This is a genomic window from Aeromicrobium sp. 636, assembly GCF_024433585.1.
Classification (GTDB): domain Bacteria; phylum Actinomycetota; class Actinomycetes; order Propionibacteriales; family Nocardioidaceae; genus Aeromicrobium; species Aeromicrobium senzhongii.
In genome coordinates this window covers 203,908-227,411 of the sequence record NZ_WNJU01000003.1, presented here as the reverse complement: position 1 = coordinate 227,411, position 23,504 = coordinate 203,908, and the positions used below count along the sequence as shown (strand labels likewise).

Below are 23,504 nucleotides of genomic sequence, written 5' to 3'. Positions count from 1 at the left end.
ACGGGCTCAGCTGAAGGTGCGCGGGCCGAACTCCGGCTCGGTCTTGGCCATGCCGGCCTTGCGGGCGATGGCGGTGTTGGGCGACTTGAACATCGCACGCTGCAACTTGCGCTCCAGCGAGAACGCCCGGCGGGGCTGCGCGCGGCGCGTCTCGTTGAGCAATCGCTTGGACGCCGCGACCGAGTCCGGCGAGCGTGCCAGGAGCTGGTCGACCAGCTCGAGAGCCGGCTTGAGCGGGTCCTCGGCGACTCCCGAGGCGATGCCGTACTCGACGGCCTTCTCGCCGGAGAAGATCTCGCCGGTCATCACGAGGCGCTTGGCCAGGTCGGCGCCGACCAGCTCGGACAGGGCGACGGTGCCGCTCATGTCCGGAACCAGGCCCCACTTCGCCTCGAGGATCGACCACTGGCAGTCCGGCGACGTGAACCGGAAGTCCGCGGCCAGCGCGAGCTGGATGCCGCCGCCGAACACGTGACCGCGGGTGACCGCGATGACCGGGACCGAGAGCCGGCGCCAGGCCCACAGGGGCTCCTGGAACCGGTTCGTCCCCTTGAACGGGTTCGGCAGGAAGTAACGCGTGACGCGCTTCTTGTCGCCCATCACCGAGCCGAAGTCCAGACCGGCGCAGAACGACGGTCCGCGACCCTCGAGCAGGACCACGCGAACGTTGGGATCGGCCTCGATCCGGTCCGCCGCCTCCATCAGTCCGTCGAGCACGTCGAACGTGATCCCGTTCAACTTGTCGGGGCGGTTCAACCAGACGTGGGCGATGGGCCCTTCGATCTCGGTGACGACATGGGGTTCGGCCATGGCATCAGGGTAGGGGGCTGGCTCAGCGCCTCATGCAACTGCGCCGCGGCCTGGGACAACGAGTGCGAGGTGGCCATGCCGTCGGGCCATCCGGTGCCGCCCAGGAGCAGGCGCGTGCTCCGGCCCAGGGACTCCAGCCGGACCAGGTCCTCCTCGGACGGCCCGACGTAGGAGGCCCACAGGAACACGGCCGCGGGACTGCTGCTCGTGACGAACGCCTCGAGCGACTCGATCGGCAGGCGTGCGCCCAGCTCGGTCCAGGGATGACCACGCTTGGCCAGCGCCGCGCCGAGGGCGACGATGGGCAGCTTGTGCTGCTCCTCCTCGATGCACGCCAGGACGACGCGGGACGGGCCCCGGGTGGGGTGCTCGTGCGCCGCGGCCCTCAGCGCGCTCAGGATGCCGGCGGTCACCAGATGCTCGGACGCGACGCCCAGCCGGCCGTCCGCCCACTGCACGCCGACCTCGATCATCGCCGGGGCGATCACCTCGTCCCAGGCCTCCTCGATGCCGAAGCGCGCGATGGCGTTCTCAGCGACCGACTGGACCTTGGCCGCGTCGAACTCCTTCGTGCCGGCGAGAATCTCGAAGACCGCCTGTTCGTGGCCGGAGGCACGTAGTCCTTCCGGGCCGGACCCGACGATGGCCGCGAGCTCGTGCGGCGCCAGTCGCTTGACCCGGTCGGCCGCGTCGTGGGCCGAGAGTCCGTCCTCGATGAACCGGGCCATCGTGGCCACCCGGTCGGCATCGATGATCGTGTAGCGCCGGTGGCCGCCCGTCGTACGGAACGTGGGCCCCACGCCGTATCGACGCTCCCACGTGCGAAGCGTCGGGGCGGCGATTCCCAGCATTTCGGAGAGCGCGCCCACGGTCCACCGGCGGTGCATGGGTCAGATCCTAAAACTTATTCAAGCTACTTGCCAAGTGAATAGATTGACTAGTACGGTCGGACTACTTGACCGGGTTGTGCACCCAGCCCGGGTCAAATCCTCACCCTTGGGGAAGGGGCAGGTTTCATGGTTAACATCAAGCGACTTCCGTCGCCGATCATCGAGTCCTACGAATGGCAGTGGGATGGCGCCTGCATGGGCGTCGATTCCTCGGTCTTCTTCTCACCCGAAGCCGAACGCGGCATGAAGCGTCACCGTCGCGAAGAGTCCGCCAAGGCGGTCTGTGCCACGTGTCCGGTCATCGACCGGTGCCGCGAGCACGCGCTCGCCGTCCAGGAGCCGTACGGCGTCTGGGGCGGACTCACCGAGTCCGAACGCGCCGAGATCCTGGCCGGCCGCGTGTCGGCCGCGGTCTGATGGCCGGCTCGAAGCAGGGCAAGGCCAGTACGTCGGCCAAGATCCTGTACCAGCCGATCGGACTGATCTCCTCGATCGTCGCGGGGGTCATCGCCACCGCGATCTTCAAGCAGATCTGGAAACGGGCCAGTCCGAACAGCACCGGGGACGCCCCCGGGCCGACCCAGTCGGAGTTCCCGCTCAAGGAGATCGTGCTGGCCGCGGTCGTCCAGGGCGCGATCTTCTCCGGCATCCGGGCGATCGTCCAGCGTCAGGGAGCCAAGGCGTTCGCCAAGGCGACCGGCGAGTGGCCCGGCGACTGAGCGCTTCGCGCGCTCGGAACGTCGGCTCGTCGCAGGACGACGTCGAAGAACTGCATCGCCGATGGCCCCGGGGGATTCCTCGGGGCCATCGGCGTTCCCAGCTCAGATCGGGGCGTACAGCGCCGCCGGTGCGCCCGTGACGGTGGCCCAGTAGCGGTCGCCGAAAGACCAGTGCCACCACTCGGGCGGATAGTTCACCAAACCCGCGCCCGACATCGCCGCGCCCAAGACGTCGCGCAGCCGGTGCGCCTCGGCGGGGATGTTCGTCGCCGCCGTGAAGCAGGCCTCGTCGCTCTCGTCGGGCGTGGCGTTCACCCGCGTGCCCAGATCGAGCTCGCGTCCGTCCACCGCCAGCGTGAGGTCCACCGCCGCGCCGCACGGGTGCGGCGCCACGCCCGGGGGCGAGATGTGCTGGCTCGCCTCGATCGCCACCTGCTCGGCATTGCGGCCAGGACGCGCCGCCGCGAGCTCCGCGCAGTGCTCGTCGAAGTACCGCTGCTGCAGGGCGGCCGGTCGATGGCACTCGACAACCAGCAGCGAGAAGCCCTCGGGCAGGAGTTGCTGGGCGCGGACCAGGCGCCGGCCCACTCCCTCACGCACCCGCGCCCACGACCCCTGCGGGTCCGCCTTGCGGTGATCGAGGGCCAGTCCGAGCTCACGGACGTCGACCAGCGGCTCGCCGAGGTCGTGCACCGGGACGGCCGCGACGGATGGATCGGACAACAGGAGCATCTGACGATGCTACGGGCGCACGCGGTCGTCACCGGGGAACGAGAAAGGGCCGGATCCCGTGGGATCCGGCCCTTGTCACTGTGCGCGAGGGGGGATTTGAACCCCCACGCCCTTGCGGACACTGGCACCTGAAGCCAGCGCGTCTACCATTCCGCCACTCGCGCATGGTCCGGATAACCGAACCGACGTCAGAGTCTAACAGGCACTCACCGCACCACGAACGCGGTGGGTCACCCAGCGATCCGTGGACCCACTGTGCGGCGGGTCGCAGGCGCGAACGACCCCGATGTGGTCGGGTGTCGATACGATCAACAGGACCAGACGTCGCCGTCGTTCGCATGCCCAGGAGGTGAGCACCCGTGGCCGGAGTACTGCAGCGCTTCGAGAAGCGCCTCGAAGGTGCGGTCACCGGGGCCTTCGCGCGCGCCTTCCGCAGCGCCGTCCAGCCGGTCGAGATCGCCGCGGCCCTGCAGCGCGAGGTCGACCAGAACGCCACGATCATCAGCCGCGAGCGCAGGCTCGTGCCCAACGACTTCACCGTCGAGCTCTCGCCGGCCGACCACGAGCGCCTCGCGCCGTACGGGGCGACGCTCTCGAGCGAGCTGGCGACGCTGCTCAAGGAGCACATCGCCGAGCAGCACTACACCGCCGCCGGGCCGCTCCACATCGAGTTCGCCCTCGACGAGGATCTGCACACCGGCCGGTTCACGATCGTCAGCGCCTCCAACGCGTCCGTCACCCCGGTGCGCGGCGAGCCGATCACCGACACCGCGGTGCGCCGCGCCAAGGTCGTCCTCGACATCGGGGGCCTGCGTCACCCGGTGAATCCGCCCGGCATCACGATCGGGCGGGGCTCCAGCGCCGACCTCAAGATCGACGACCCGGGCATCAGCCGGAACCACGCCGAGATCTCGTTCCTCGGCTCGGGCGTCGAGATCCGCGACCTCGGGTCGACCAACGGGGTCATCGTCGACGGACGCCGCGTGGACGCAGCATTCCTGCGCAACGGGTCCACCGTCCGGTTGGGCAACACGACGATCGCGGTGCAGATCAGCGAGGAGATCGGGTGACCGGGGACGCGGGGGGCCGATGAGCGAACTGACCCTCACCTTGATCAAGCTCGGCTTCCTGGCCGTGCTGTGGCTCTTCGTGCTCTCGGCCGTGTCCGTGATCCGCACCGACATCTTCGGCACCAAGGTCCAGACCCCCAAGCCGCCCAAGGGGCAGAAGCAGAAACAGAAGCCGGTCAAGCCGGCCAAGGGCGGAACGCGCAACCGCCGCGCGCGGGGCGCCCCCAGCCAACTGGTGATCGTCGACGGTCCCAATGCGGGCCAGAGCGTGCCGGTCGGCACCGAGCCGGTACTGCTCGGCCGCGGCACCGACGCGGCGATCCGGCTCGACGACGACTACGTCTCCACCCGCCACGCCCGGTTCGCCACCAACGGCGAGCAGTGGTTCGTCGAGGACCTCGGGTCGACCAACGGCACGTACATCGGCAGCCAGCGCGTGACCACTCCGGAGCCTGTCGCCATCGGCACCGCGGTCCGGTTGGGGAAGACGATCGTGGAGTTGCGCAAGTAGATGGCGTCCCTGACCTACCGCTACGTGGCGCTCACCGACGTCGGTCTGCGCCGTTCGAACAATCAGGATTCCGGTTACGCCAGCCCTCGGCTGCTGGTGATCGCCGACGGCATGGGCGGCGCCGCCGCCGGTGACCTGGCCTCCTCGGCCGCCCTGGCCGAGATCCGCCAGATCGACCGCGACCTCGATCCCGAGGAGGACGGCGACGCGCTCGAGGCGATGCGCACCGCCGTCGCCCACGCCAACCACCGCCTCGCCGAGCTGATCCGTGACGACCCCGCCGTCGAGGGGATGGGCACGACCCTCGAGGCGATGCTCTGGGACGGCGAGAAGCTGGCCGTGGCCCACATCGGCGACTCGCGGGCCTACCGCCTGCGACAGGGCCGCCTGAGCCAGCTCAGCATCGACCACACCTTCGTGCAGAGCCTCGTCGACGAAGGGCGCATCACCGCCGAGGAGGCGCGCGTCCACCCGCACCGCTCACTGTTGCTCAAGGCGATCCTGGGCCGCGACGACTTCGAGCCGGACTTCACGTGGTTGCAGCCCTCGGCCGGTGACCGGTACCTGCTGTGCAGCGACGGCCTGACCGACATGGTCGACGACGAGACGATCGAGCGGACGATGAAGCTCGAGACGATCGACGTCGCCGCCACCGAGCTGATCCGGCTCGCGCTCGAGTCCGGGGGGTACGACAACGTCACCGTCGTCATCGCCGAGTTCGTGTCGGCCGACGAGCCCGAGGACGAGGACCTCGTCTGCGCCGACGGTCAGCCCCAGATCGTGGGCGCGGCGACGAACCAGGCACGCGGTCGCACCGGTTCGGTCCGGGCCGCCACCTCGCCGACCTCGAGCCTCACGGCCAACACCGGCGCGGTCGAAGCCGACCCCGAGGAGCTGCGCTACGCGCCCCGTCCCGTCCCGCGGCGACGCTGGGTGCGCTGGGCCCTGGTCGCCGTCGTCATCGTCGGCCTGCTCGGCGGTGCGGGCGCGTACGCCTACGACTGGTCCCAGCGTCAGTACTTCGTCGCCTCCCAGGACGGTCAGGTGGCGATCTTCCGAGGCGTGGACCTCTCGGTTCCCGGAGTCACCCTGGCGCACCTCGACGAGGTCACGCAGATCGAGATCGACACCCTGCCGGCCTATCAGCGCGACCGGGTCGCGGCGGGCATCACCGCCGCCGACCACGACGAGGCCAAGCGCATCGTCACCAACCTGAGCATCCAGGCCGTCGAGCCGACGCCGACCCCGACGCCCACGCCCTCACCCGCGCCGCGCCGCACCCGCGCGACGCCCGAGCCGACGGAGACCCCGTGAGTGCCGCGGGCGCGACCCCGGCCTGGATCCCCCGCAAGCGCCGCACCGCCGAACTGGGACTGCTGCTGCTCGCGATCGCGATCGGCATCGGCTCCTACGCGGCGGTGGGTCTGGGCATCGACGGCACGGTCCCCTCGGGCATCTACACGGTCGGAGGCGTCTACGCCCTCGTTGCGCTCGGCGCCCACCTGGCGGTCCGCCGGTTCGCCGGGTACGCCGACCCCGTGCTGCTCCCCCTGGTCGTGTGTCTCAACGGCATCGGCCTGGTCATGATCTACCGCATCGACCTGGGCCTGGACTCGATCGGCTCGCCGTTCGGTCCGTTCGCGCAGGGCCAGCTGCGCTGGACGATCCTGGGCGTGCTCATGTTCGTCGCGGTCCTGGTGCTGATCCGTGACCATCGCTGGCTGCAGCAGTACACCTACACCTTCGGGCTCGCCGCGATCGCCCTGCTGATCCTGCCGATCCTGCCGGTCATCGGCAGCGCCAAGCGCGGCGCCCAGATCTGGATCCAGCTGGGCCCCTTCAGCTTCCAGCCCGCCGAGGCGGCCAAGATCGCCCTCGCGATCTTCTTCGCCGGCTACCTGGTCGCCAAGCGAGATGCGCTCGCCCTGGCCGGCCGCCGGATCCTCGGCGTCGACCTGCCGCGCGGACGCGACCTCGGCCCGATCCTGCTCGGCTGGCTGATCAGCGTCGGCATCCTGGTCTTCCAGCGCGACCTCGGCTCGTCGCTGTTGTTCTTCGGCCTGTTCGTCGTGATGCTCTACGTCGCCACCGAGCGTCCGGGGTGGCTCGTCGTCGGCACCGGCCTGTTCGCCGTGGGCGCCTGGTTCGGCTACCTCGCGTTCGGGCACGTCCGCGCCCGCTTCGACGCCTGGCTCGATCCGTGGAGCGACCCTGACCAGAACTACCAGATCATCACCGCGCTCTACGGGCTCGGCCACGGCGGCCTGCTCGGCCGCGGTTGGGGTCAGGGCAGCCCCGAGCTGACGCCGTTCGGGTTCTCCGACTTCATCTTGTCGTCGATCGGCGAGGAGCTCGGCCTGGCCGGGCTCATGGCCGTGATCATGATCTACGGGCTCATCGTCGAGCGAGGCCTGCGCATCGCGCTGACCTGCCGCGACGCCTTCGGCAAACTGCTGGCGGTCGGCCTGTCGGTCTCGTTCGCGCTGCAGGTGTTCGTCGTCGCCGGCGGCGTCACCCGGCTGATCCCGCTGACCGGCCTCACGGCGCCGTTCCTGGCCGCCGGCGGCTCGTCGATCATCATGAACTGGATCATCGTCGCGTTGCTGCTGCGCATCAGCGACCAGACCCGTCGGCCCGCGCCCGAGGCGACCCCCATCAGCGGCGACGAGGCCACCCAGGTGGTGAAGCTGTCGTGAACAAGCCCATCCGCGCCATGGCCGTCGTCTGCCTGCTGATGTTCATGGGACTGCTCCTCAACGCGAACTACGTCCAGTTCGTGCAGGCCGACGACCTCAACGAGAAGCCCGGCAACCGTCGGGTCATCGACGAGGAGTTCAGCCGCGAGCGCGGCGCCATCATCGTCGACGGCGAGCCGATCGCCCAGTCGGTCCCGGTCAAGGACCGGTGGCAGTTCCAGCGCAAGTACACCGACCCGAAGCTCTACGCGCCGGTGACGGGCTACTTCTCGTACCAGTACGGCCAGGCGGGCATCGAGCGCTCGTACAACTCGATCCTGTCCGGCAGCGACGACCGCCTGTTCGTCAACCGGGTCATCGACCTCATCGGCAACGACCAGCCGCAGGGCGGCAGCGTCGAGCTGACCCTGGACGCGGCCGCCCAGAAGGCCGCGTTCGAAGGGCTGGCCGACCTCGGCGAGGAGACCCGCGGCGCGGTCGTGGCGCTCAACCCGCAGACCGGTGCGGTCCTGGCGATGGTGAGCCAGCCGACCTACAACCCCAACCAGCTGGCCAGCCACGACGCCGACAAGGTGATGCGGACGATGCAGCGGCTGGAGAAGGACAAGACGCAGCCGCTGACCAACCGCTCCACCCAGACCACCCTGCCGCCGGGATCGACGTTCAAGATCGTCACGTCGGCGGCCGCGATCGAGGACCTCGGCCTCTCCGCGGACGACGACGTGCGCGGCGGAGCGACGTTGGGCTTCCCCGGCATCGGCTACAAGCTCACCAACCAGGGCGGCAGCAGCTGTGGCGGCAACCCGATCAGCTTCGAGCGTGCGCTCCAGGTGTCGTGCAACGTGTCCTTCGGCTGGCTCGCCGGCAAGGTCGGCCAGGAGAAGATGGCCGACCAGGCCGCGAAGTTCGGCTTCGGCGAGCGGCCCATCGAGGACCTCCCCTCGGCCGCCAGCCGCTTCACCGCCGATCCCGACACCAAGCTCGAGCCGCCGCAGCTCGCGCAGTCCGGCATCGGCCAGTTCGAGGTCGCGGCCACGCCGCTGCAGATGGCCATGGTGTCGGCCGCGGTCGCCAACGACGGCGTCCTGATGAAGCCGCACCTGGTCCGCACCGTGCGGGCGCCCAACCTCTCGATCCTCGAGCAGCCCGAGCCGCAGGAGCTCGGGCGCCCGATGTCGGCGGGCGACGCCCGCGAGCTCAGCGACATGATGGTCTCCGTCGTCGACCAGGGCACCGGCAGCCCCGCCGCGATCCCCGGCATCGACGTCGGCGGCAAGACCGGAACCGCCGAGTCCGCACCCGACCGACCCCCGTACGCGTGGTTCATCGGCTTCGCACCGGCCGACGATCCCCAGGTCGCCGTCGCCGTGTTGGTCGAGTCCGCGCAGAACACCAGTGACATCGCCGGAGGCCGCCTGGGCGGGCCGATCGCCCGTGCCGTGATGGAGGCAGTGCTCCGATGAACCTCATCCACCCTTTGGGAGACTGGAAACCATGACCGAGAGTGACGCGAAGATGGAGCCGCTCGGCGGCCGCTACGAGGTCGGCGAGCTGGTCGGACGCGGCGGGATGGCCGATGTCCGCGCCGGCTACGACCTGCGGCTCGGCCGTCCCGTGGCGATCAAGCTGCTCCGTGCCGACCTGGCCGCCGACGAGACGTTCCAGGAGCGGTTCCGCCGCGAGGCGCAGTCCGCGGCGTCCCTGAACCACCCGTCGATCGTCGCGGTCTACGACACCGGCGAGGCCACCGACGCCTCCGGCGCCACGGTGCCCTACATCGTGATGGAGCTGGTCGAGGGCCGCACCCTGCGGGACGTGCTGCGCGACGGCCGCAAGATCCTGCCCGAGCGCGCACTGTCGATCACCGCCGACATCCTGGCGGCGTTGGACTACAGCCACCGCGCCGGCATCATCCACCGCGACATCAAGCCCGCGAACGTCATGCTGACGCCCGAGGGCAAGGTCAAGGTGATGGACTTCGGCATCGCCCGGGCGATCGCCGACACCTCGAGCGCGATGACCCAGACCGCAGCCGTCATCGGCACGGCGCAGTACCTGTCGCCCGAGCAGGCCCGCGGCGAGACCGTCGACGCCCGCAGCGACATCTACTCCACGGGCTGCGTGCTCTACGAACTGCTCACGGGACGGCCGCCGTTCGTCGGCGACAGTCCCGTCTCCGTGGCGTACCAGCACGTGCGCGAGGAGGCCCGGCCGCCGTCGCAGCTCAATCCCGACGTCTCGGTCGCGGTGGACCACGTGGTCGCGAAGGCCCTGGCCAAGCGCGTCGACGACCGTTACTCCAGCGCCGGCGAGATGCGCAAGGACATCGAGCGGGTGCTGGCCGGGGGCTCGGTCGACGCCCCGACGCAGGCCGTTCCGGTCACCGCCGGCGCCACGCAGGTCGCACCGGCCGTCACGGCCCCCGTCCTGCCCCCGCCCGGCGAGGAGGAGGAGAAGAAGGGCCACGCCAAGTGGTGGGCCCTGGCGCTCGTCCTGCTGGCGATCGCGGCGGCGATCGGCGTGGCCCTGATGCTCAACGGCGGCGACGAGGAGAACGCGCCTCCGCAGGTCGCCGTGCCGCGGGTCGAGGGCCTCGACGTCGAGACCGCGACGAACCGGCTGGAGTCGAAGAACCTCACCGTGGGAGACACGCGCGAGCAGACCAGCGCCGACATCCCCGAGGGCCAGGTCATGGCGACCGATCCCGAGGCCGGCACCACGGTCGACGAGGGCACCGCGGTCGACCTCGTCGTCAGCTCCGGTCCGGAGCTGGTCGATCTGCCGAACCTCACGAGCTACTCGTACGACGAGGCCAAGGACCTGCTCGAGGGCGACCAGTACGGCCTCAAGGTCAAGCGTCAGAACACCGACAGCGACCAGCCGAAGGACCGCGTCCTCAACAGCAACCCGCCGCCGGGGTCCTCCGTCGAGCGCGGCAGCACCGTGACGCTCATCGTCTCGCGTGGTCAGGTCGACGTGCCCAACGTCGTCGGGCAGAGCGCGGACGACGCGCGCCAGGCGCTCGAGGACGCCGGCCTGAAGGTCTCGGTGCAGAACGACACGTCCGGCACCGCGCCGAACGGCACCGTCACGGCGCAGAGCCGCGAGCCCGGCAGCATGGTCTCGCCGGGCACGACGATCACCATCACGGTGTCGCGACCGCCGGCTCCCACCACGCCCACGCCCACCCCGACCACGGAGCCCACGGACGACGACCTCCTCCCCTGAGGGAGGTCAGTCCAGGGCGGTCGCGTACCGCATGGAGACGCTGCCGTCGTAGGCCGGAGCCTTGATCCGGTCCACGGCGCGCTCGTCGAGCCCGAGGCTGTAGCGCTCGGCGTACTGCGTGTAGGTCGCCACCTCGGGCGAGGCGGCCAGCGCCTGGCGCAGAGCGGCCTGGTCCCCGATCGCCTCGATGACGTAGGGCGGGGCGTACGGCACGCCGTCGAGCACGACGGTGTTGCCGACGCACTTGATCCCGATCGAGCTGATCAGCCGCTGGCCCTGGAGCGTCACCGCCTCGGCGCCGCCGGCCCACAGGGCGTTCACGAACGCCTGGATGTCCTGCTGGTGGACCACCAGCAGGTTCGGGTCCAGTCCCGGGAACTCGACGGAGCGGGGGGCGTCCTCCAGCGCGATGCGCAGGCCGGGTCCCTGGACGGGCGTCAGACCGGCCGGGCCGGAGAGGGCCTCCACGCGGCGCAGGTCGCGACGCAGGTCCGCATCGTCGACCTTGCGGCTCATCGCGTCGACCTCGCGTTGCAGCCGGGACGCCTCCTCGCGACGGGTCTCGACCTCACGAGCCCGGTCGCGCAGGACCGAGTTCAGGTCTCCACCGGCCGGGCGCAGGTCCGATCCGTTGGACGTCACGGCGGCGGCGACCACCACGATTCCGCACACGCAGGCCAGCGCCAGCGCCAGCAGGCTCCACCTGCTGACGGTCGCGTTGTTCCCCTCATGACGTGGCGTGTCCCGCACGGCGACTACGCTAGCGGAGTACGTCACACCGCGGCCTCGCCGCCGCCCGACCGGGAGAAGCTCGTGTTCAACAGGTTCAAGCGCAAGTCCGTCGACGACAACGGCCCCAAGCCGGTGCGCATCGGCAACCGGTGGGCCGCTCCTCTGATGGTCGCGTGCGCGGTCATCGGCCTGGCCTGGATCGTCGTGTTCTACACGATCAGCAACACCGACGTCACCATCCCCGGCTACAGCGACCTCGGTGGCTGGAACCTCGTGATCGGCATGGGATTCATCCTCGCGGCCTTCGGCTTCGCGATGAAGTGGGAGTGAATCACACCGATGTGATTACCCACAGGTGTGCACACACATGTGGATAACTACACCCGTGTGATTCGGTGCCGCGACGCTCAGGCGAAGCCCGGAACGAGCGATCCGACGAGGTGGTCGGTGCGCCAGGCGATCGCGGCGACGAACAGCGCCCACAGCACCACGAAGGCCACGACCTGCACCAGCGTCCGGCGATCCCGGGGCGCGTAGGCGAACACCAGGCCGAGGGCGACACCGGTGAGGAAGCCGCCGAGGTGGCCCTCCCAGCTGATCCCCGAGCGCAGACTGAAGAAGGCGTTGATCGCCAGGATGACGACCATCCCGGTGATGTTCTGACGCGTGCGGATCAAGAAGATCAACGCCAGGCCGAAGAGCCCGAACACCGCGCCGGACGCACCGATCGTGGGCGTGAACGGGTCCTCGAGCAGATAGACCAGCACCGACGACCCGATGGCGAGCGTCAGGTACGTGATGACGTACCGCACGCGGCCGAGGGTCTCCTCGACGTAGGGCCCGAACAGATAGAGCGCGAACATGTTCAGCGCGATGTGGGTCAGGCCGCCGTGCAGGAACGCGGCGGTGATCAGGCGCCAGTAGTCGCCCTGGGCGACCTCGATGCCGCTCATCCAGCCCCAGCGGAAGAACTCGCTCTGATTGGGGTTGCCGGCACCGCCGGTGGCCATCACCACGACCTGGGCCGCGATGTTGATCGCGATGATCGCGTAGGTGATGGCTCCGGCGCTGCCGGTGACGGCCCCGCCCGCGATCGTGCGCGGCTGGCGCACGGCCGCCTGGCCCCGGCTCACGCACTCGGGGCACTGGAAGCCGACGCTGGCCTCACGCATGTCCTGAGGACAGATGTACCGCGAGCACCGCTGGCACTGGATGTACGCAGGCCGGTCGGGATGCCGGTAGCAGGTCTGCTGACCGGCGCCCTCGGGAGTCACCGCTCGATGGTCACGGATTCGATCACGACGGGCTCGGCCGGACGGTCGAACCGGTCGGTCTCGATCGCGGCGATCGCGTCGACCACGGCGCGGCTCTCGGGATCCTTGACCTCGCCGAAGATGGAGTGCTTGCGGTTCAGCCACTCGGTCTTGGCGACCGTGATGAAGAACTGCGAGCCGTTCGTTCCGGAGCCGTTGGGCTTGGTGCCGGCGTTGGCCATGGCGAGCAGGTACGGGCGATCGAACTGCAGCTCCGGGTGGAACTCGTCGTCGAACTCGTAACCGGGTCCACCGCGGCCGTCACCGAGCGGGTCGCCGCCCTGGAGCATGAAGTTGGAGATCACGCGGTGGAACGTGAGCCCGTCGTAGAAGGGCTTCGTCGACACCGAACCAGTGGCGGGATCGACCCATTCCTTCGTGCCCTCGGCCAAGCCGACGAAGTTCGCCACCGTTTTGGGTGCTTGGTGGTCGAACAGCTCGATCTTGATGTCTCCACGGTTGGTGTGGAGCGTTGCGTTGATGGGCACTTCACGTCCTTTCAGGGGTTGAGTCCATCCTTGCACGACCCGACGAACGAGGACCGCTAGCGTGGGGGCATGTCGAGACTGGTGTTGCTCCTGGTCGCCTCGGCGACCGCTGTCGTGGTGCTCCGCAAGGCGACCGCCGACCGCGGTGGCTCCTACGATCCCAGGACGGACCGGTGACCGTCGACCTCCGCCACGACGCGGGTGTCACGACGCTGACGTTCTCGTCCGGACCGGTGAACCTCTACTCGCTGGAGCTGCACGACGAGTTCGACGCGGCCCTCGACCAGGTCGAGGCCGACCTGCCCCGCGTCCTCGTGGTGCGCGCCGAGGGCAAGATCGTCTCGGGCGGTGTGGACGTGGCCCAGTTCCACGCCCGGAAGACGAAGGCCGACACCCAGGCGCTCTACGACCGCATGCTGGAGCTGCCCGAGCGCTTCGCCGCGCTGCCGGTGCCGACCGTGTTCGTCGCGCACGCCCTCACGCTGACGTGGGCCCTCGAGGTCGCGCTCGCCTGTGACGTGCTGCTGGCCTCCGAGAAGGCGAAGTTCGGCCTGGTCGAGCGGGTCATCGGTCTCACCCCCACGATGGGCGGCACGCAGCGGTTCGCGGGACGTGCCGGCGTCGCGCGGGCCAAGGAGTTCGTGTTCACCGGGACCCCGTACGACGCGGCCACCCTCGAGCGCTGGAACGTCGTGAACCGCGTCTTCGCCCCCGACGAGCTGGACGCCGGCGTCGACGCCTTCGCCGCGGACCTCGCGGTGGGCCCCACCCGCGCCTTCGGCGCCGCCAAGGAGATCCTGCGCGAGTTCGAGACCGGGGGCGTGCCCGGCTCGATCGCCCGCACCACCGCCATCGCCGCCGAGCTCTTCGACACCGAGGACCTCCAGCACGGCATGGCCTCCTTCCTCGCCGACGGCCCCGGCAACGCCACCTTCGCCGGCCGCTGACCTCCGCCCTTCCCAGATTTGCTCCTATTTCGACCTTTGAGGGGCAATCAAAGGTGAGATGAGGAGCAGATCTCGGGGCGGAGAGGTCAAGGTCCCTTGACTGTCAAACGTCCTTGACACTACGGTCGAGGCATGACGTCGCAGGTGCGGGACCAAAGCTTGTGGGGACGGTCACGGTTCGGGGGTGGGACCGCGGTACTGCTGGCAGGATGCACCGGGGCGGCGCTCGCGGTGTCGGGGGCACTCGCGCTGTGGGCGCTGACGGGGCTCGACGGGTCGCGCCGCGGCGAGATCCTCCTGGTGGCGTTCGTCTCGCTGCCGTCGGTCTTCGCGATGGCATGGGTCGCCCTGGTCGACCCGGGCTCGATCCGCGACGCGGTGCAGCGCCCTGACGACACGATCGAGTCCCACTGGCTGCAGCGCGCCCAGAGCGGCGCCTTCACCGACCTGCTGCTGGTCCTGGGCGTGGTCCTGGTCGCCGGGGTGATCGTCGACCTGGCCGTCTCGCTCCGGGTCGCGCTCATCGCTCTGACCACCTTCGCGATGGCCGACGTCGGCGTTCGACTGGTGTGGATCAGGCGCCGGGAGGGCTGATGCTCAACCACGTCCTGCGCACGCGCGAGGAGCGCGGATGGTCGCAGAAGCGCCTCGCCGACGAGCTCGGCGTCTCGCGCCAGACCGTGATCTCCATCGAGAAGGGCCGGTACGACCCCTCACTCCCGTTGGCGTTCCGGCTGGCCGAGGTGTTCGAGTGCCGGATCGAGGACCTGTTCGTCCCCGGGCACGACGAGGGCTAGAGCGTCAGACCGCAGCGGCGGGCTGGCGGCCGGCGTGGACGCGCAGGGTGGTGCGGCGCTCGGACCAGAAGGACACGAACGGGATGCACGCCAGCACGATGACGCTGAGCATGAAGCCCCAGGACCACTTCTCGCGCAGGGTCAGGCGGGCGACGATGACGATCAGGATCATGAACAGGAAGCCGTGCACCTGGTCGATGACCAGGAACATGTCCTGGTTGAGGTTCCACCACGAGCCCGCGTCGGTGGCGATCTTGCCGATGAAGCCCGCCATCACGATCAGGAGGTTGAGTCCGACGATGGTCGCCATGACCTGGTAAGCGCGCAGGAGTCGATCGTTCACGGCCCCAGATTACCGATCTCGGCCAAGCACCATCTCGCGGGACATGCGCCACCACATGAAGAGCGCGAAGACCGCGAACACCCACCATTGCAGTCCGTATCCGAGGTTGCGGCCGCCGGCCGTCCACGACACGTCGGGCGACGGGACCTCAGCGACGTCCAGGCCGCCGGCCACCTTCTGATCGGTCGCGATCGCGAAGCCGGACCACAGGTTGTCGTAGCCGAGCTCGTTCAGCAGGGTCGGGATCCGCACCGAGCCGATCGTGCGGGTCTGGGGATCCCAGCCCGCCCCGGACTCCTGGCCCGGCTGCAGCACCGCCTCGAAGGAGACGTCGCCGACCGGCACATCGGGGAACGTGGCGGTGGGCTTGGGCGCCCAACCCCGCACGACCATCAACTGCGCCTCGTCGACCGTGACCGGGGCCAGCAGCCACACGCCCGACCGACCGTCATCGGTGCGATCGGTGACCCACAGCTGCTCGGCGGCGGGCCGGAACCGACCCGTCACCGTGACGGCGCGCTGGTCCTGGTCGGTCGTGAAGACCTCGCCCGGACCCCACACCGACTCGATGTCGGCGGGACCGGAGCCCGCGGCCTGGACCTGTTCGTCGGCCTGGCGCTGGTCGTACACGCCCAGCTGCCACGTGCCCATGAAGATGCAGCACCCGATCGCGACGATCGCGAACAGGTGCAGGCCGAGCAGGCGCGGAGCGAACCACGCACCGGGTCCCGGCCGATCGATCATGACGTGAACGGCTTGAGGCCGGGGTAGAGCGGGAAGCGCTCGGCCAGGACGGCCGTGCGCTTGCGCAGGCCGTCGATGTCGACCTCGCCGGGCTGCAGCGCCGCGGCGATGACGTCGGCGACCTCACGGAACTCCTCGGCGCCGAAGCCACGGGTGGCCAGCGCGGGCGTGCCGATCCGCAGACCGGACGTGACCATCGGCGGACGCGGGTCGTTCGGGACCGCGTTGCGGTTGACGGTGATGCCGACCTGGTCGAGACGGTCCTCGGCCTGCTGACCGTCGAGCTCGGAGTTGCGCAGGTCGACCAGGACCAGGTGCACGTCGGTGCCACCGCTGAGGACCTGGATACCGGCGGCGACCGCGTCATCGGCCAGGAGCCGGTCGGCAAGGATCTGGGCGCCCTCGATCGTGCGCTGCTGGCGCTCGGCGAACTCGGGCTGGAGCGCCATCTTGAACGCGACGGCCTTGGCGGCGATCACGTGCTCGAGCGGGCCGCCCTGCTGACCGGGGAACACGGCCGAGCGCATCTTCTTGGCGATCGCCTCGTCGTTGGTGAGGATCGCGCCGCCGCGCGGGCCGCCGAGGGTCTTGTGCGTCGTGGTGGTGACGATGTGCGCGTGCGGCAGCGGGCTGGGGTGCAGGCCCGCGGCGACGAGGCCGGCGAAGTGAGCCATGTCGACCCACAGGACGGCGTCGACCTCGTCGGCGATCGCGCGGAACGCGGCGAAGTCGAGCTGGCGCGGGTAGGCAGACCAGCCGGCGATGATCACGCGGGGACGGTGCTCGATCGCGAGGGCGCGGACCTCGTCCATGTCGACCAGGCCGGTCTCGGGGACGACGTGGTAGGCGATCGGGTTGTAGAGCCGGCCCGAGAAGTTGAGCTTCATGCCGTGCGTCAGGTGGCCGCCGTTGGCCAGGTCGAGGCCCAGGATCGTGTCGCCGGCCGTGGCGATCGCGTGCAGGGCCGCGGCGTTGGCCGAGGCGCCCGAGTGGGGCTGCACGTTCGCGTACTCGGCGTCGAAGAGCTGCTTGAGCCGGTCGATGGCCAGCTGCTCGACCTGGTCGACGAACTCGCAGCCGCCGTAGTAGCGCTTGCCGGGGTAGCCCTCGGCGTACTTGTTCGTCAGCACGCTGCCCTGCGCCTCGAGGGCGGCGACCGGAGCGAAGTTCTCGGAGGCGATCATCTCGAGCGTCGTCTGCTGGCGAGCCAACTCGGCGTCGAGGAGCGCCGCGACGTCGGGATCGAACTCGGCGAGATGCTGGTCATGGCTCATGAGTCCAAGGGTATCGCCCTGGGGTGACACCCCGATTCGCCCGTCCGGCGAGCGGTTAATAGAAACGCAACCTTCAGGACGTGGCACGCTCCGCCGGTCGGGAGTACCGTCTGGACCGAGTGTCCAGATGGTGGACACCCGACAGGAGGATCGGATGAATTCCATGCGGCGACGCGCCACCGTGCTGGCTGCTGCCACCCTCGCCGGCTCCGTGCTGGCGGCGTGCGGCTCCGGCCGGAGCGACGACAGCGACGCGGGCCTGATCGTGGGCACCACCGACAAGGTGGTCTCCATCGACCCGGCCGGCTCGTACGACAACGGCTCCATGGCCGTGCAGACGCAGGTGTACCAGTACCTGCTCAACTTCCCGGCCGGCAGCACCGAGCTCACGCCCGACGCCGCGGAGAAGTGCGACTTCGAGAAGCCCACCGTGTACGTGTGCACCCTGAAGTCGGGCCTGAAGTTCGCCAACGGCAACGAGCTCACGGCCTCCGACGTCGCCTTCTCGTTCCAGCGCATCGTCGACATCAACGACCCCAACGGCCCGGCCTCGCTGCTCGGTGCCATGAAGAAGGTCGAGGCGCGCGACGACTCCACCGTGGCGTTCACGCTCGCGGCCCCCAACGACCAGACCTTCGCCCAGGTGCTCGTCACCTCCGCCGGTCCGATCGTCGACGAGGAGACCTACCCCGCCGACAAGCTGCTCTCCGACGAGGAGGCGGTCGAGGCCAACGGCTTCGCCGGCCCGTACACGATCGGCGAGTACAAGAAGAACGAGCTGGCCGAGTTCACGATCAACCCGGACTACGACGGCACCTACGGCGAGCCGAAGTCCGACGTGACGATGCGGTACTACGCCGACTCGAACAACCTCAAGCTCGACGTCGAGAAGGGTGACATCGACGTCGCCTACCGTTCGCTCACGCCGACCGACATCGAGAGCCTCGAGAAGAAGAAGGACGACGTCACGGTCCACACGGGCCCCGGTGGCGAGCTGCGTTACATCGTCTTCAACCTCAAGACGATGCCCGGCGACGGCGCCGACCAGAAGCTGGCCGTCCGCAAGGCTGCGGCCTCGTTGGTCAACCGCGACGAGATCTCCTCCGAGGTCTACAAGGGCACGTTCACGCCCGCGTACTCGGCCGTCCCGGAGGGCCAGACCGGTGCCACCGAGGCGTTCAAGGACGCCTACGGCGACAAGCCCGACCCCGCGGCCGCGAAGAAGTACCTCGAGGACGCGGGCGTCAAGACCCCCGTCACGCTCAACCTGCAGTGGAGCCCCGACCACTACGGCAGCAGCTCGGACCAGGAGTACCAGGCGGTCAAGCGCCAGCTCGAGGCCGACGGCCTGTTCAAGGTCAACCTGCAGTCGACGGAGTGGAACACCTACTCCGAGGAGCGCGTCGCCGACGCCTACCCGGCCTTCCAGCTGGGCTGGTTCCCGGACTTCCCGGACGCCGACAACTACCTGACGCCGTTCTTCGCGCCGAACAACTTCCTGCAGTCGCACTACGAGGACGACGCGATGACGAAGCTGCTCGACGCCCAGCGCGTCGACTCCGACCAGGCGTCCCGCGAGGCGACCCTGGCCAAGGCACAGGACATGGTGGCCGCCCAGATCCCGATCCTCCCGCTGCTGACCGGCGCGCAGGTCGCGGTCTCGGGCACCGACGTCAAGGGCGTGGACGACACGCTCGACGCGTCGTTCAAGTTCCGGTTCTCGTCGCTGTCGAAGTAACCGATCAACCCAGGAACGGGGTCCCGGCGCGCCAGGTCGGCGCGCCGGGACCCCGCTTCCACGCTGCCAGGAGTGCATTGTGACCACTGACGTCCTCGTCGCCGCCGACACACCGTCGGCCGAGCCGCCGGCCCGCCGCGGCGGGCTGAGCCCGCTGGCGCGCTACCTGCTGGTCCGGCTGGCCCTCATCGTGCCCATGCTGTGGGTGCTGGTCACCCTGGTCTTCTTCCTCATGCGGGTGATCGGCGACCCGATCACCGCGGCGCAGGGTGGTCGACTGACGCCGGATCAGATCGCCGAGCGCAAGGCCGAGGCCGGCCTCGACCGGCCGATCCTGACCCAGTACGTGGAGTACCTGGGCAACATCCTGCGCGGGGACTTCGGCACGACGCTGACCGACAACCGCGAGGTCACCGACATCCTCATCGTCAACGGCGCGGCCACTCTCGAGCTGTCCTTCTGGGCACTCCTGGTCGCCTTCTCCGTCGGCATCCCGCTCGGCCGGATCGCCGCGCGGTACCGCGACCGCTGGCCCGACGTGCTGCTGCGGCTGTTCGCGATCGTCGCGTACGCCGCGCCCGTCTTCTTCGTCGGCCTGCTGCTGAAGCTGGCCACCGCGCCGTTCGGCTGGCCGACCTCGGGCCGCGCCTCGACCGCCACCGAGCTGACGCTGGCCAAGGTCGAGCCCCAGACCAACATCATGATCATCGACGCCCTGCTGTGGGGAGAGCCCAAGTACGTCTGGGACGTCCTTCAGCACGCGGTGCTGCCCGCCCTCGCCCTGGGCCTGCTCACCGGCGGCGTCTTCCTGCGCCTCGTGCGCGTCAACCTGCTGCAGACGCTGCGCGCCGACTACGTCACGGCCGCCCGCGCCCGCGGCGTCTCCGAGCGCCAGGTCGAGCGCAAGCACGCCTTCCGCAACGCGCTCGTCCCCGTCGTCACGGTCATGGGCATGCAGATCGCCATGCTGCTGGCCGGCGCCGTGCTGACCGAGACCACCTTCGAGTGGAAGGGCATCGGCTACGAGCTGGCGCAGTACCTGATCCGGCGCGACTTCCTCGCCGTGCAGGGCATCGTCACCGCGATCGCGTTCGTCGTGTGCATCGCGAGTTTCCTCATCGACGCCATCGTGGCGCTCGTCGACCCCCGAGTGAGGTTCTGATGCGGTACCCCGGCAAGAGCGTCATCGAGCAGTCCCACGGGTTGCAGCGGTTCATGCTGCTGCTCGGCGCGTTCCTCATCGCGTTCTTCCTCGTGCTCGCGGTCTTCGCGCCGTGGCTGGCCCCCTACGACTTCAACCAGGTCCGCGGCGACGACGGAGTGCTGTTCGGCACCCAGCAGCCGCCCAGCGCCGACCACTGGTTCGGCACGACCGTCGGCGGCACCGACGTGCTGTCCCGCGTGATCTACGGTGCCCGCACCGCGGTCGAGGTCATCGTGCTCGCCGTGGCCGTGTCGAGCCTCATCGGCGTCCCGCTGGGCCTGGTCTCGGGCTACCTCGGCGGCTGGCTCGACAAGACCCTCGTCCTGGTGATGGACGCGCTGTACTCGTTCCCCTCGCTGCTGCTGGCGATCGTCGTGTCGATCGTGGTCTCGGGCGGCTCGAGCGGTGCCCTGGGCGGCATCGCGTCGGCGGCGATCTCGATCACCGTCATCTTCATCCCGCAGTACTTCCGCGTCATCCGCAACGCGACCGTCTCGGTCAAGACCGAGCCGTACGTCGACGCCGCGAAGGTCGTGGGCGTCCGCACGCCCCGCATCCTGCGCCGACACGTCCTGTCGAACGTGGCGCAGACCCTGCCGGTCATCGCCACCCTGAACGCCTCCGAGGCGATCCTGACCCTGGCGGCCCTGGGCTTCCTGGGCTTCGGCATCGAGCCGTCGGCCGCCGCCGAATGGGGCTACGACCTCAACAAGGCGATGCCCGACGCGACGAACGACATCTGGTGGACGGGTCTCTTCCCGGGCTTGGCCATCGTGCTGGTCGTGCTCGGCGTGACACTGCTCGGCGAGAGCCTCAACGACATCATGAACCCGCTGCTGCGCACCCGCGGTGGCGACAAGGCCGAGAGCGAGCTCGAGATCGAGCTCGCCGAGGACCTGGCCCCCGCCCCCGAGGTGGCATCGGGCACCGAGGCCCCGGTCGGAACGAACGGCCAGCCGCCACGACGCACCGCGGTCCTGTCGCTGTCGAACCTGCGCGTCAGCTTCGGCACCGACGCCGGCCGGATCGTCGCGGTGGACAACGTCGGCTTCGACGTCGCGCCCGGTGAGGTCGTGGCCGTCGTCGGCGAGTCCGGCTCGGGCAAGTCCGTCACGTCCCGCGCCGTCATGGGCCTGCTGCCCGGCACGGCGAACGTCGACGGATCGGCGGTCCTGCGCACGTCCGACGCCGCCGAGCGCGAGCTCATCGGGATGAGCTCGCGCGACCTGCGACCCGTCCGCGGCGACGAGATCTCGATGATCTTCCAGGAGCCCTCGACCGCGCTCGATCCCGTGCGCACCGTGGGCTGGCAGATCATCGAGGCGATCCGCGCGCACCGCGACGTCAGCAAGTCGCAGGCCCGCGCCCGTGCCGTCGAGCTGCTGGACCTGGTCGGCCTGCCCGATCCGGACCAGCGCGTCGACTACTACCCGCACCAGCTCTCGGGCGGCCAGAAGCAGCGCGTCATGATCGCCATCGCGATCGCCTGCGACCCCGACGTGATCGTGGCGGACGAGCCCACCACGGCCCTGGACGTGACGGTCCAGGCCGCGATCCTCGAGCTCCTGCTGGACCTGCGCGACCGGCTCGGCACCGCGATCGTGCTGATCACGCACAACATGGGCGTCGTCGCCGACATGGCCGATCGCGTCGTGGTCATGTACCGCGGCAAGATCGTCGAGACGGCTCCGGTCGACCAGCTGTTCTCGGCTCCGGCGCATCCCTACACGCGCGCCCTGCTGGACTCGGTGCCCCACCTCGGTCGCACGCGCGCTGCGGAGGGGACCACGGCGACCGGACCGGCACCGCTGCAGAACGCACCGGTCGTGCTCGACCTCGACGACGTCGTCGTCGAGTTCGCCGGCGGCTGGGGCGAGCCGGTCTTCCGCGCCGTCGACCACGTCAGCCTGCAGGTGCACCGCGGCGAGGTCCTCGGACTCGTGGGCGAGTCCGGCTCGGGCAAGTCGACCCTCGGCCGGGTCGCCGTCGGTCTCCAGCAGCCGACCTCGGGCACGGTCCGCGTGGGCGGCGAGCTGGTCTCGGGCCTGAGCGACGCCGACCTGAGGCCGTTCCGCCGCCGGTTCGGCTTCGTCTTCCAAGATCCCGCCGCGTCGCTCAACCCGCGGATGTCGATCCTGGACTGCATCGCCGAGCCGCTGCGGGTGCACACCGACCTGACGAGCGCGCAGGTGACCGAGAAGGTCCAGAGCCTGCTCGACTCGGTCGAGCTGCCGCGCGACTTCGCCGAGCGCTTCCCGCACGAGCTGTCCGGCGGGCAGCGTCAGCGCATCAGCCTGGCACGCGCCCTGGCACTGGATCCCGATCTGCTGATCGCCGACGAGCCGACCTCGGCGCTGGACGTCTCCGTGCAGTCGCGGGTGCTGGAGCTGTTCCTGGAGTTGCAGCAGCGGCTGCAGTTCGCCTGCCTGTTCATCACCCACGACCTCGCCGTCGTGGACACCCTGGCCAACCGGGTGGCCGTGATGCAACGCGGCAAGCTGGTCGAGCTGGGAGACCGAGACCAGGTCCTGCGCCGTCCCACCCAGGAGTACACGCGCAGCCTGATCGCCGCGGTGCCCGTGCCCGATCCGGCCGAGCAGCGCCGCCGCCGTGCTGCGCGCGGTGACCTGCTGACCGGCGCGTAGGCGAGTTCCCGGCGATCGACACCCAGACCACCCCTGGCCGACGCCCTTCGTCCGGACGCGGCCACCCACGGGCTCATGCGCGAGCGGTTCGCGGCGTTCGCGGTCAGGCAGGGCGGACCGTCGGCCTGACCGGCGCGTCCGTCAGGCGATGCAGAACTCGTTGCCCTCGGGATCGGCCATCACGAAATGGTCGAGGTGGTCGCCGGCCCGGTGCTCGGTGAGGTTCACGGCTCCGGCGGCGAGCAGTTCAGCCTGCTTGGCACGGATGCGGCTCTCGCGCGTCTGCGGATCCACGTGGCGCCCGCCGGAGACCTTCACATCAAGGTGGACGCGGTTCTTCGTCTGCTTGGGCTCGGGCACCTTCAGGAAGCTGATCGTGGGTCCGGAGCCGTTCTCGGGCTCGATGGCGGCACCGTCGTTCCACTCGGACTCGGGTACATCCCATGCGGTGAGGAAGTCCTCCCAGGACGCCCACCCGGCCGGGGGCGACGCCTCGACGTAGGGCAGCGCCGTCATCCAGAAGCGCGCCAGCAGTCGGGGGTCGGTGCAGTCGATCGCGATACCGAGGATGACGTCGTCGGTCATCAACCACTCCTACCACGCGGGCGACCGCCGCTGGTACC

25 protein-coding genes and 1 tRNA gene are annotated in these 23,504 nt (G+C 69.7%); 15 read left to right on the top strand and 11 right to left on the bottom strand.

What is annotated here, in order from left to right:
• Nucleotides 1-6: 6 nt before the first annotated feature.
• Both GL325_RS11895 and GL325_RS11890 read right to left on the bottom strand, forming a co-directional pair.
• Complete coding sequence (locus GL325_RS11895) at nucleotides 7-810, bottom strand: crotonase/enoyl-CoA hydratase family protein (protein WP_187769699.1); 804 nt, start codon at nucleotides 808-810, stop codon at nucleotides 7-9.
• Nucleotides 753-1,697, bottom strand: a complete 945-nt coding sequence (locus GL325_RS11890; protein ID WP_187769698.1) for a MerR family transcriptional regulator — start codon at nucleotides 1,695-1,697, stop codon at nucleotides 753-755. Before GL325_RS11890 ends, GL325_RS11895 begins: the two co-directional genes overlap by 58 nt.
• 129 nt (nucleotides 1,698-1,826) lie before the next feature.
• On the opposite strand from GL325_RS11890, the gene GL325_RS11885 reads away from it, so the two are divergent.
• Complete coding sequence (locus GL325_RS11885) at nucleotides 1,827-2,117, top strand: WhiB family transcriptional regulator (protein WP_154597235.1); 291 nt, start codon at nucleotides 1,827-1,829, stop codon at nucleotides 2,115-2,117.
• Complete coding sequence (locus GL325_RS11880) at nucleotides 2,117-2,419, top strand: DUF4235 domain-containing protein (RefSeq protein WP_154597236.1); 303 nt, start codon at nucleotides 2,117-2,119, stop codon at nucleotides 2,417-2,419. Before GL325_RS11885 ends, GL325_RS11880 begins: the two co-directional genes overlap by 1 nt.
• Before the next feature lie 102 nt (nucleotides 2,420-2,521).
• Here GL325_RS11880 and GL325_RS11875 read toward each other — a convergent pair whose 3' ends face one another.
• Nucleotides 2,522-3,151 carry a M15 family metallopeptidase gene (locus tag GL325_RS11875; RefSeq protein ID WP_187769697.1) on the bottom strand — a complete coding sequence of 210 codons (630 nt, stop codon included), beginning with the start codon at nucleotides 3,149-3,151 and terminating at the stop codon, nucleotides 2,522-2,524.
• A gap of 81 nt (nucleotides 3,152-3,232) precedes the next feature.
• Nucleotides 3,233-3,315, bottom strand: a tRNA-Leu gene (locus GL325_RS11870).
• 195 nt (nucleotides 3,316-3,510) lie between these two features.
• Here GL325_RS11870 and GL325_RS11865 point away from each other — a divergent pair.
• Genes GL325_RS11865 through pknB form a run of 6 tightly spaced genes read left to right on the top strand, consistent with a single transcriptional unit; the run spans nucleotide 3,511 to nucleotide 10,656 of the window.
• Nucleotides 3,511-4,221 (top strand): DUF3662 and FHA domain-containing protein, encoded by a 711-nt coding sequence (locus tag GL325_RS11865; RefSeq protein WP_187411640.1) that lies wholly within the window; start codon nucleotides 3,511-3,513, stop codon nucleotides 4,219-4,221.
• Between the two features lie 19 nt (nucleotides 4,222-4,240).
• Nucleotides 4,241-4,732, top strand: a complete 492-nt coding sequence (locus GL325_RS11860) for an FHA domain-containing protein (protein WP_154597238.1) — start codon at nucleotides 4,241-4,243, stop codon at nucleotides 4,730-4,732.
• On the top strand, nucleotides 4,733-6,046 hold the full coding sequence (locus tag GL325_RS11855) for a PP2C family serine/threonine-protein phosphatase (RefSeq protein ID WP_187769696.1): 1,314 nt from the start codon (nucleotides 4,733-4,735) through the stop codon (nucleotides 6,044-6,046). It begins immediately after the preceding gene.
• Nucleotides 6,043-7,428, top strand: a complete 1,386-nt coding sequence (locus GL325_RS11850) for an FtsW/RodA/SpoVE family cell cycle protein (RefSeq protein WP_187769695.1) — start codon at nucleotides 6,043-6,045, stop codon at nucleotides 7,426-7,428. Before GL325_RS11855 ends, GL325_RS11850 begins: the two co-directional genes overlap by 4 nt.
• Nucleotides 7,425-8,891, top strand: a complete 1,467-nt coding sequence (locus GL325_RS11845) for a penicillin-binding protein 2 (RefSeq protein WP_187769694.1) — start codon at nucleotides 7,425-7,427, stop codon at nucleotides 8,889-8,891. The genes GL325_RS11850 and GL325_RS11845 overlap by 4 nt, the downstream gene beginning before the upstream one ends.
• 31 nt (nucleotides 8,892-8,922) lie before the next feature.
• The gene (gene pknB, locus GL325_RS11840) at nucleotides 8,923-10,656 is read left to right on the top strand and encodes a Stk1 family PASTA domain-containing Ser/Thr kinase (RefSeq protein WP_154597240.1); all 1,734 of its coding nucleotides are present in this window, start codon (nucleotides 8,923-8,925) and stop codon (nucleotides 10,654-10,656) included.
• A 6-nt stretch (nucleotides 10,657-10,662) separates the two neighbouring features.
• Here pknB and GL325_RS11835 read toward each other — a convergent pair whose 3' ends face one another.
• Nucleotides 10,663-11,406: a DUF881 domain-containing protein gene (locus GL325_RS11835; RefSeq protein ID WP_187769693.1), complete on the bottom strand. Its 744-nt coding sequence runs from the start codon at nucleotides 11,404-11,406 to the stop codon at nucleotides 10,663-10,665.
• A gap of 63 nt (nucleotides 11,407-11,469) precedes the next feature.
• Here GL325_RS11835 and GL325_RS11830 point away from each other — a divergent pair, with 63 nt between their 5' ends.
• Nucleotides 11,470-11,718 carry a cell division protein CrgA gene (locus GL325_RS11830; protein WP_187411638.1) on the top strand — a complete coding sequence of 83 codons (249 nt, stop codon included), beginning with the start codon at nucleotides 11,470-11,472 and terminating at the stop codon, nucleotides 11,716-11,718.
• Between the two features lie 77 nt (nucleotides 11,719-11,795).
• Here GL325_RS11830 and GL325_RS16005 read toward each other — a convergent pair whose 3' ends face one another.
• Together GL325_RS16005 and GL325_RS11820 are read right to left on the bottom strand one after the other, a co-directional pair.
• Nucleotides 11,796-12,662 (bottom strand): rhomboid family intramembrane serine protease, encoded by an 867-nt coding sequence (locus GL325_RS16005; RefSeq protein ID WP_187769692.1) that lies wholly within the window; start codon nucleotides 12,660-12,662, stop codon nucleotides 11,796-11,798.
• The gene (locus GL325_RS11820) at nucleotides 12,659-13,189 is read right to left on the bottom strand and encodes a peptidylprolyl isomerase (RefSeq protein WP_222865808.1); all 531 of its coding nucleotides are present in this window, start codon (nucleotides 13,187-13,189) and stop codon (nucleotides 12,659-12,661) included. Before GL325_RS11820 ends, GL325_RS16005 begins: the two co-directional genes overlap by 4 nt.
• 173 nt (nucleotides 13,190-13,362) lie before the next feature.
• Between GL325_RS11820 and GL325_RS11815 the strand changes: the two genes are divergently transcribed.
• The 3 genes from GL325_RS11815 (at nucleotide 13,363) to GL325_RS11805 (ending at nucleotide 14,933) form a co-directional block, all read left to right on the top strand.
• Complete coding sequence (locus GL325_RS11815) at nucleotides 13,363-14,136, top strand: enoyl-CoA hydratase/isomerase family protein (protein ID WP_187769691.1); 774 nt, start codon at nucleotides 13,363-13,365, stop codon at nucleotides 14,134-14,136.
• Between the two features lie 132 nt (nucleotides 14,137-14,268).
• Complete coding sequence (locus GL325_RS11810) at nucleotides 14,269-14,730, top strand: hypothetical protein (RefSeq protein WP_187769690.1); 462 nt, start codon at nucleotides 14,269-14,271, stop codon at nucleotides 14,728-14,730.
• A complete protein-coding gene (locus GL325_RS11805) occupies nucleotides 14,730-14,933 on the top strand; it encodes a helix-turn-helix transcriptional regulator (protein WP_154597244.1) in 204 nt (67 codons plus the stop codon). Before GL325_RS11810 ends, GL325_RS11805 begins: the two co-directional genes overlap by 1 nt.
• Before the next feature lie 4 nt (nucleotides 14,934-14,937).
• Here GL325_RS11805 and GL325_RS11800 read toward each other — a convergent pair whose 3' ends face one another.
• Genes GL325_RS11800 through glyA form a run of 3 tightly spaced genes read right to left on the bottom strand, consistent with a single transcriptional unit; the run spans nucleotide 14,938 to nucleotide 17,294 of the window.
• Nucleotides 14,938-15,276 carry a DUF3817 domain-containing protein gene (locus GL325_RS11800; protein WP_154597245.1) on the bottom strand — a complete coding sequence of 113 codons (339 nt, stop codon included), beginning with the start codon at nucleotides 15,274-15,276 and terminating at the stop codon, nucleotides 14,938-14,940.
• 9 nt (nucleotides 15,277-15,285) lie between these two features.
• Nucleotides 15,286-16,020, bottom strand: a complete 735-nt coding sequence (locus GL325_RS11795; RefSeq protein WP_187769689.1) for an SURF1 family protein — start codon at nucleotides 16,018-16,020, stop codon at nucleotides 15,286-15,288.
• Nucleotides 16,017-17,294: a serine hydroxymethyltransferase gene (glyA, locus tag GL325_RS11790; RefSeq protein ID WP_187769688.1), complete on the bottom strand. Its 1,278-nt coding sequence runs from the start codon at nucleotides 17,292-17,294 to the stop codon at nucleotides 16,017-16,019. The genes GL325_RS11795 and glyA overlap by 4 nt, the downstream gene beginning before the upstream one ends.
• A 163-nt stretch (nucleotides 17,295-17,457) precedes the next feature.
• Between glyA and GL325_RS11785 the strand changes: the two genes are divergently transcribed.
• The 3 genes from GL325_RS11785 (at nucleotide 17,458) to GL325_RS16000 (ending at nucleotide 22,881) form a co-directional block, all read left to right on the top strand.
• The gene (locus GL325_RS11785) at nucleotides 17,458-19,032 is read left to right on the top strand and encodes an ABC transporter substrate-binding protein (protein ID WP_223111256.1); all 1,575 of its coding nucleotides are present in this window, start codon (nucleotides 17,458-17,460) and stop codon (nucleotides 19,030-19,032) included.
• A 79-nt stretch (nucleotides 19,033-19,111) separates the two neighbouring features.
• Nucleotides 19,112-20,194, top strand: a complete 1,083-nt coding sequence (locus GL325_RS11780; RefSeq protein ID WP_255956138.1) for an ABC transporter permease — start codon at nucleotides 19,112-19,114, stop codon at nucleotides 20,192-20,194.
• Entirely contained in the window at nucleotides 20,194-22,881 is a 2,688-nt protein-coding gene (locus GL325_RS16000) for a dipeptide ABC transporter ATP-binding protein (protein ID WP_154597249.1), read from the top strand. Before GL325_RS11780 ends, GL325_RS16000 begins: the two co-directional genes overlap by 1 nt.
• A gap of 141 nt (nucleotides 22,882-23,022) precedes the next feature.
• Here GL325_RS16000 and GL325_RS11770 read toward each other — a convergent pair whose 3' ends face one another.
• Entirely contained in the window at nucleotides 23,023-23,466 is a 444-nt protein-coding gene (locus tag GL325_RS11770) for a VOC family protein (RefSeq protein WP_154597250.1), read from the bottom strand.
• Nucleotides 23,467-23,504: the final 38 nt, after the last annotated feature.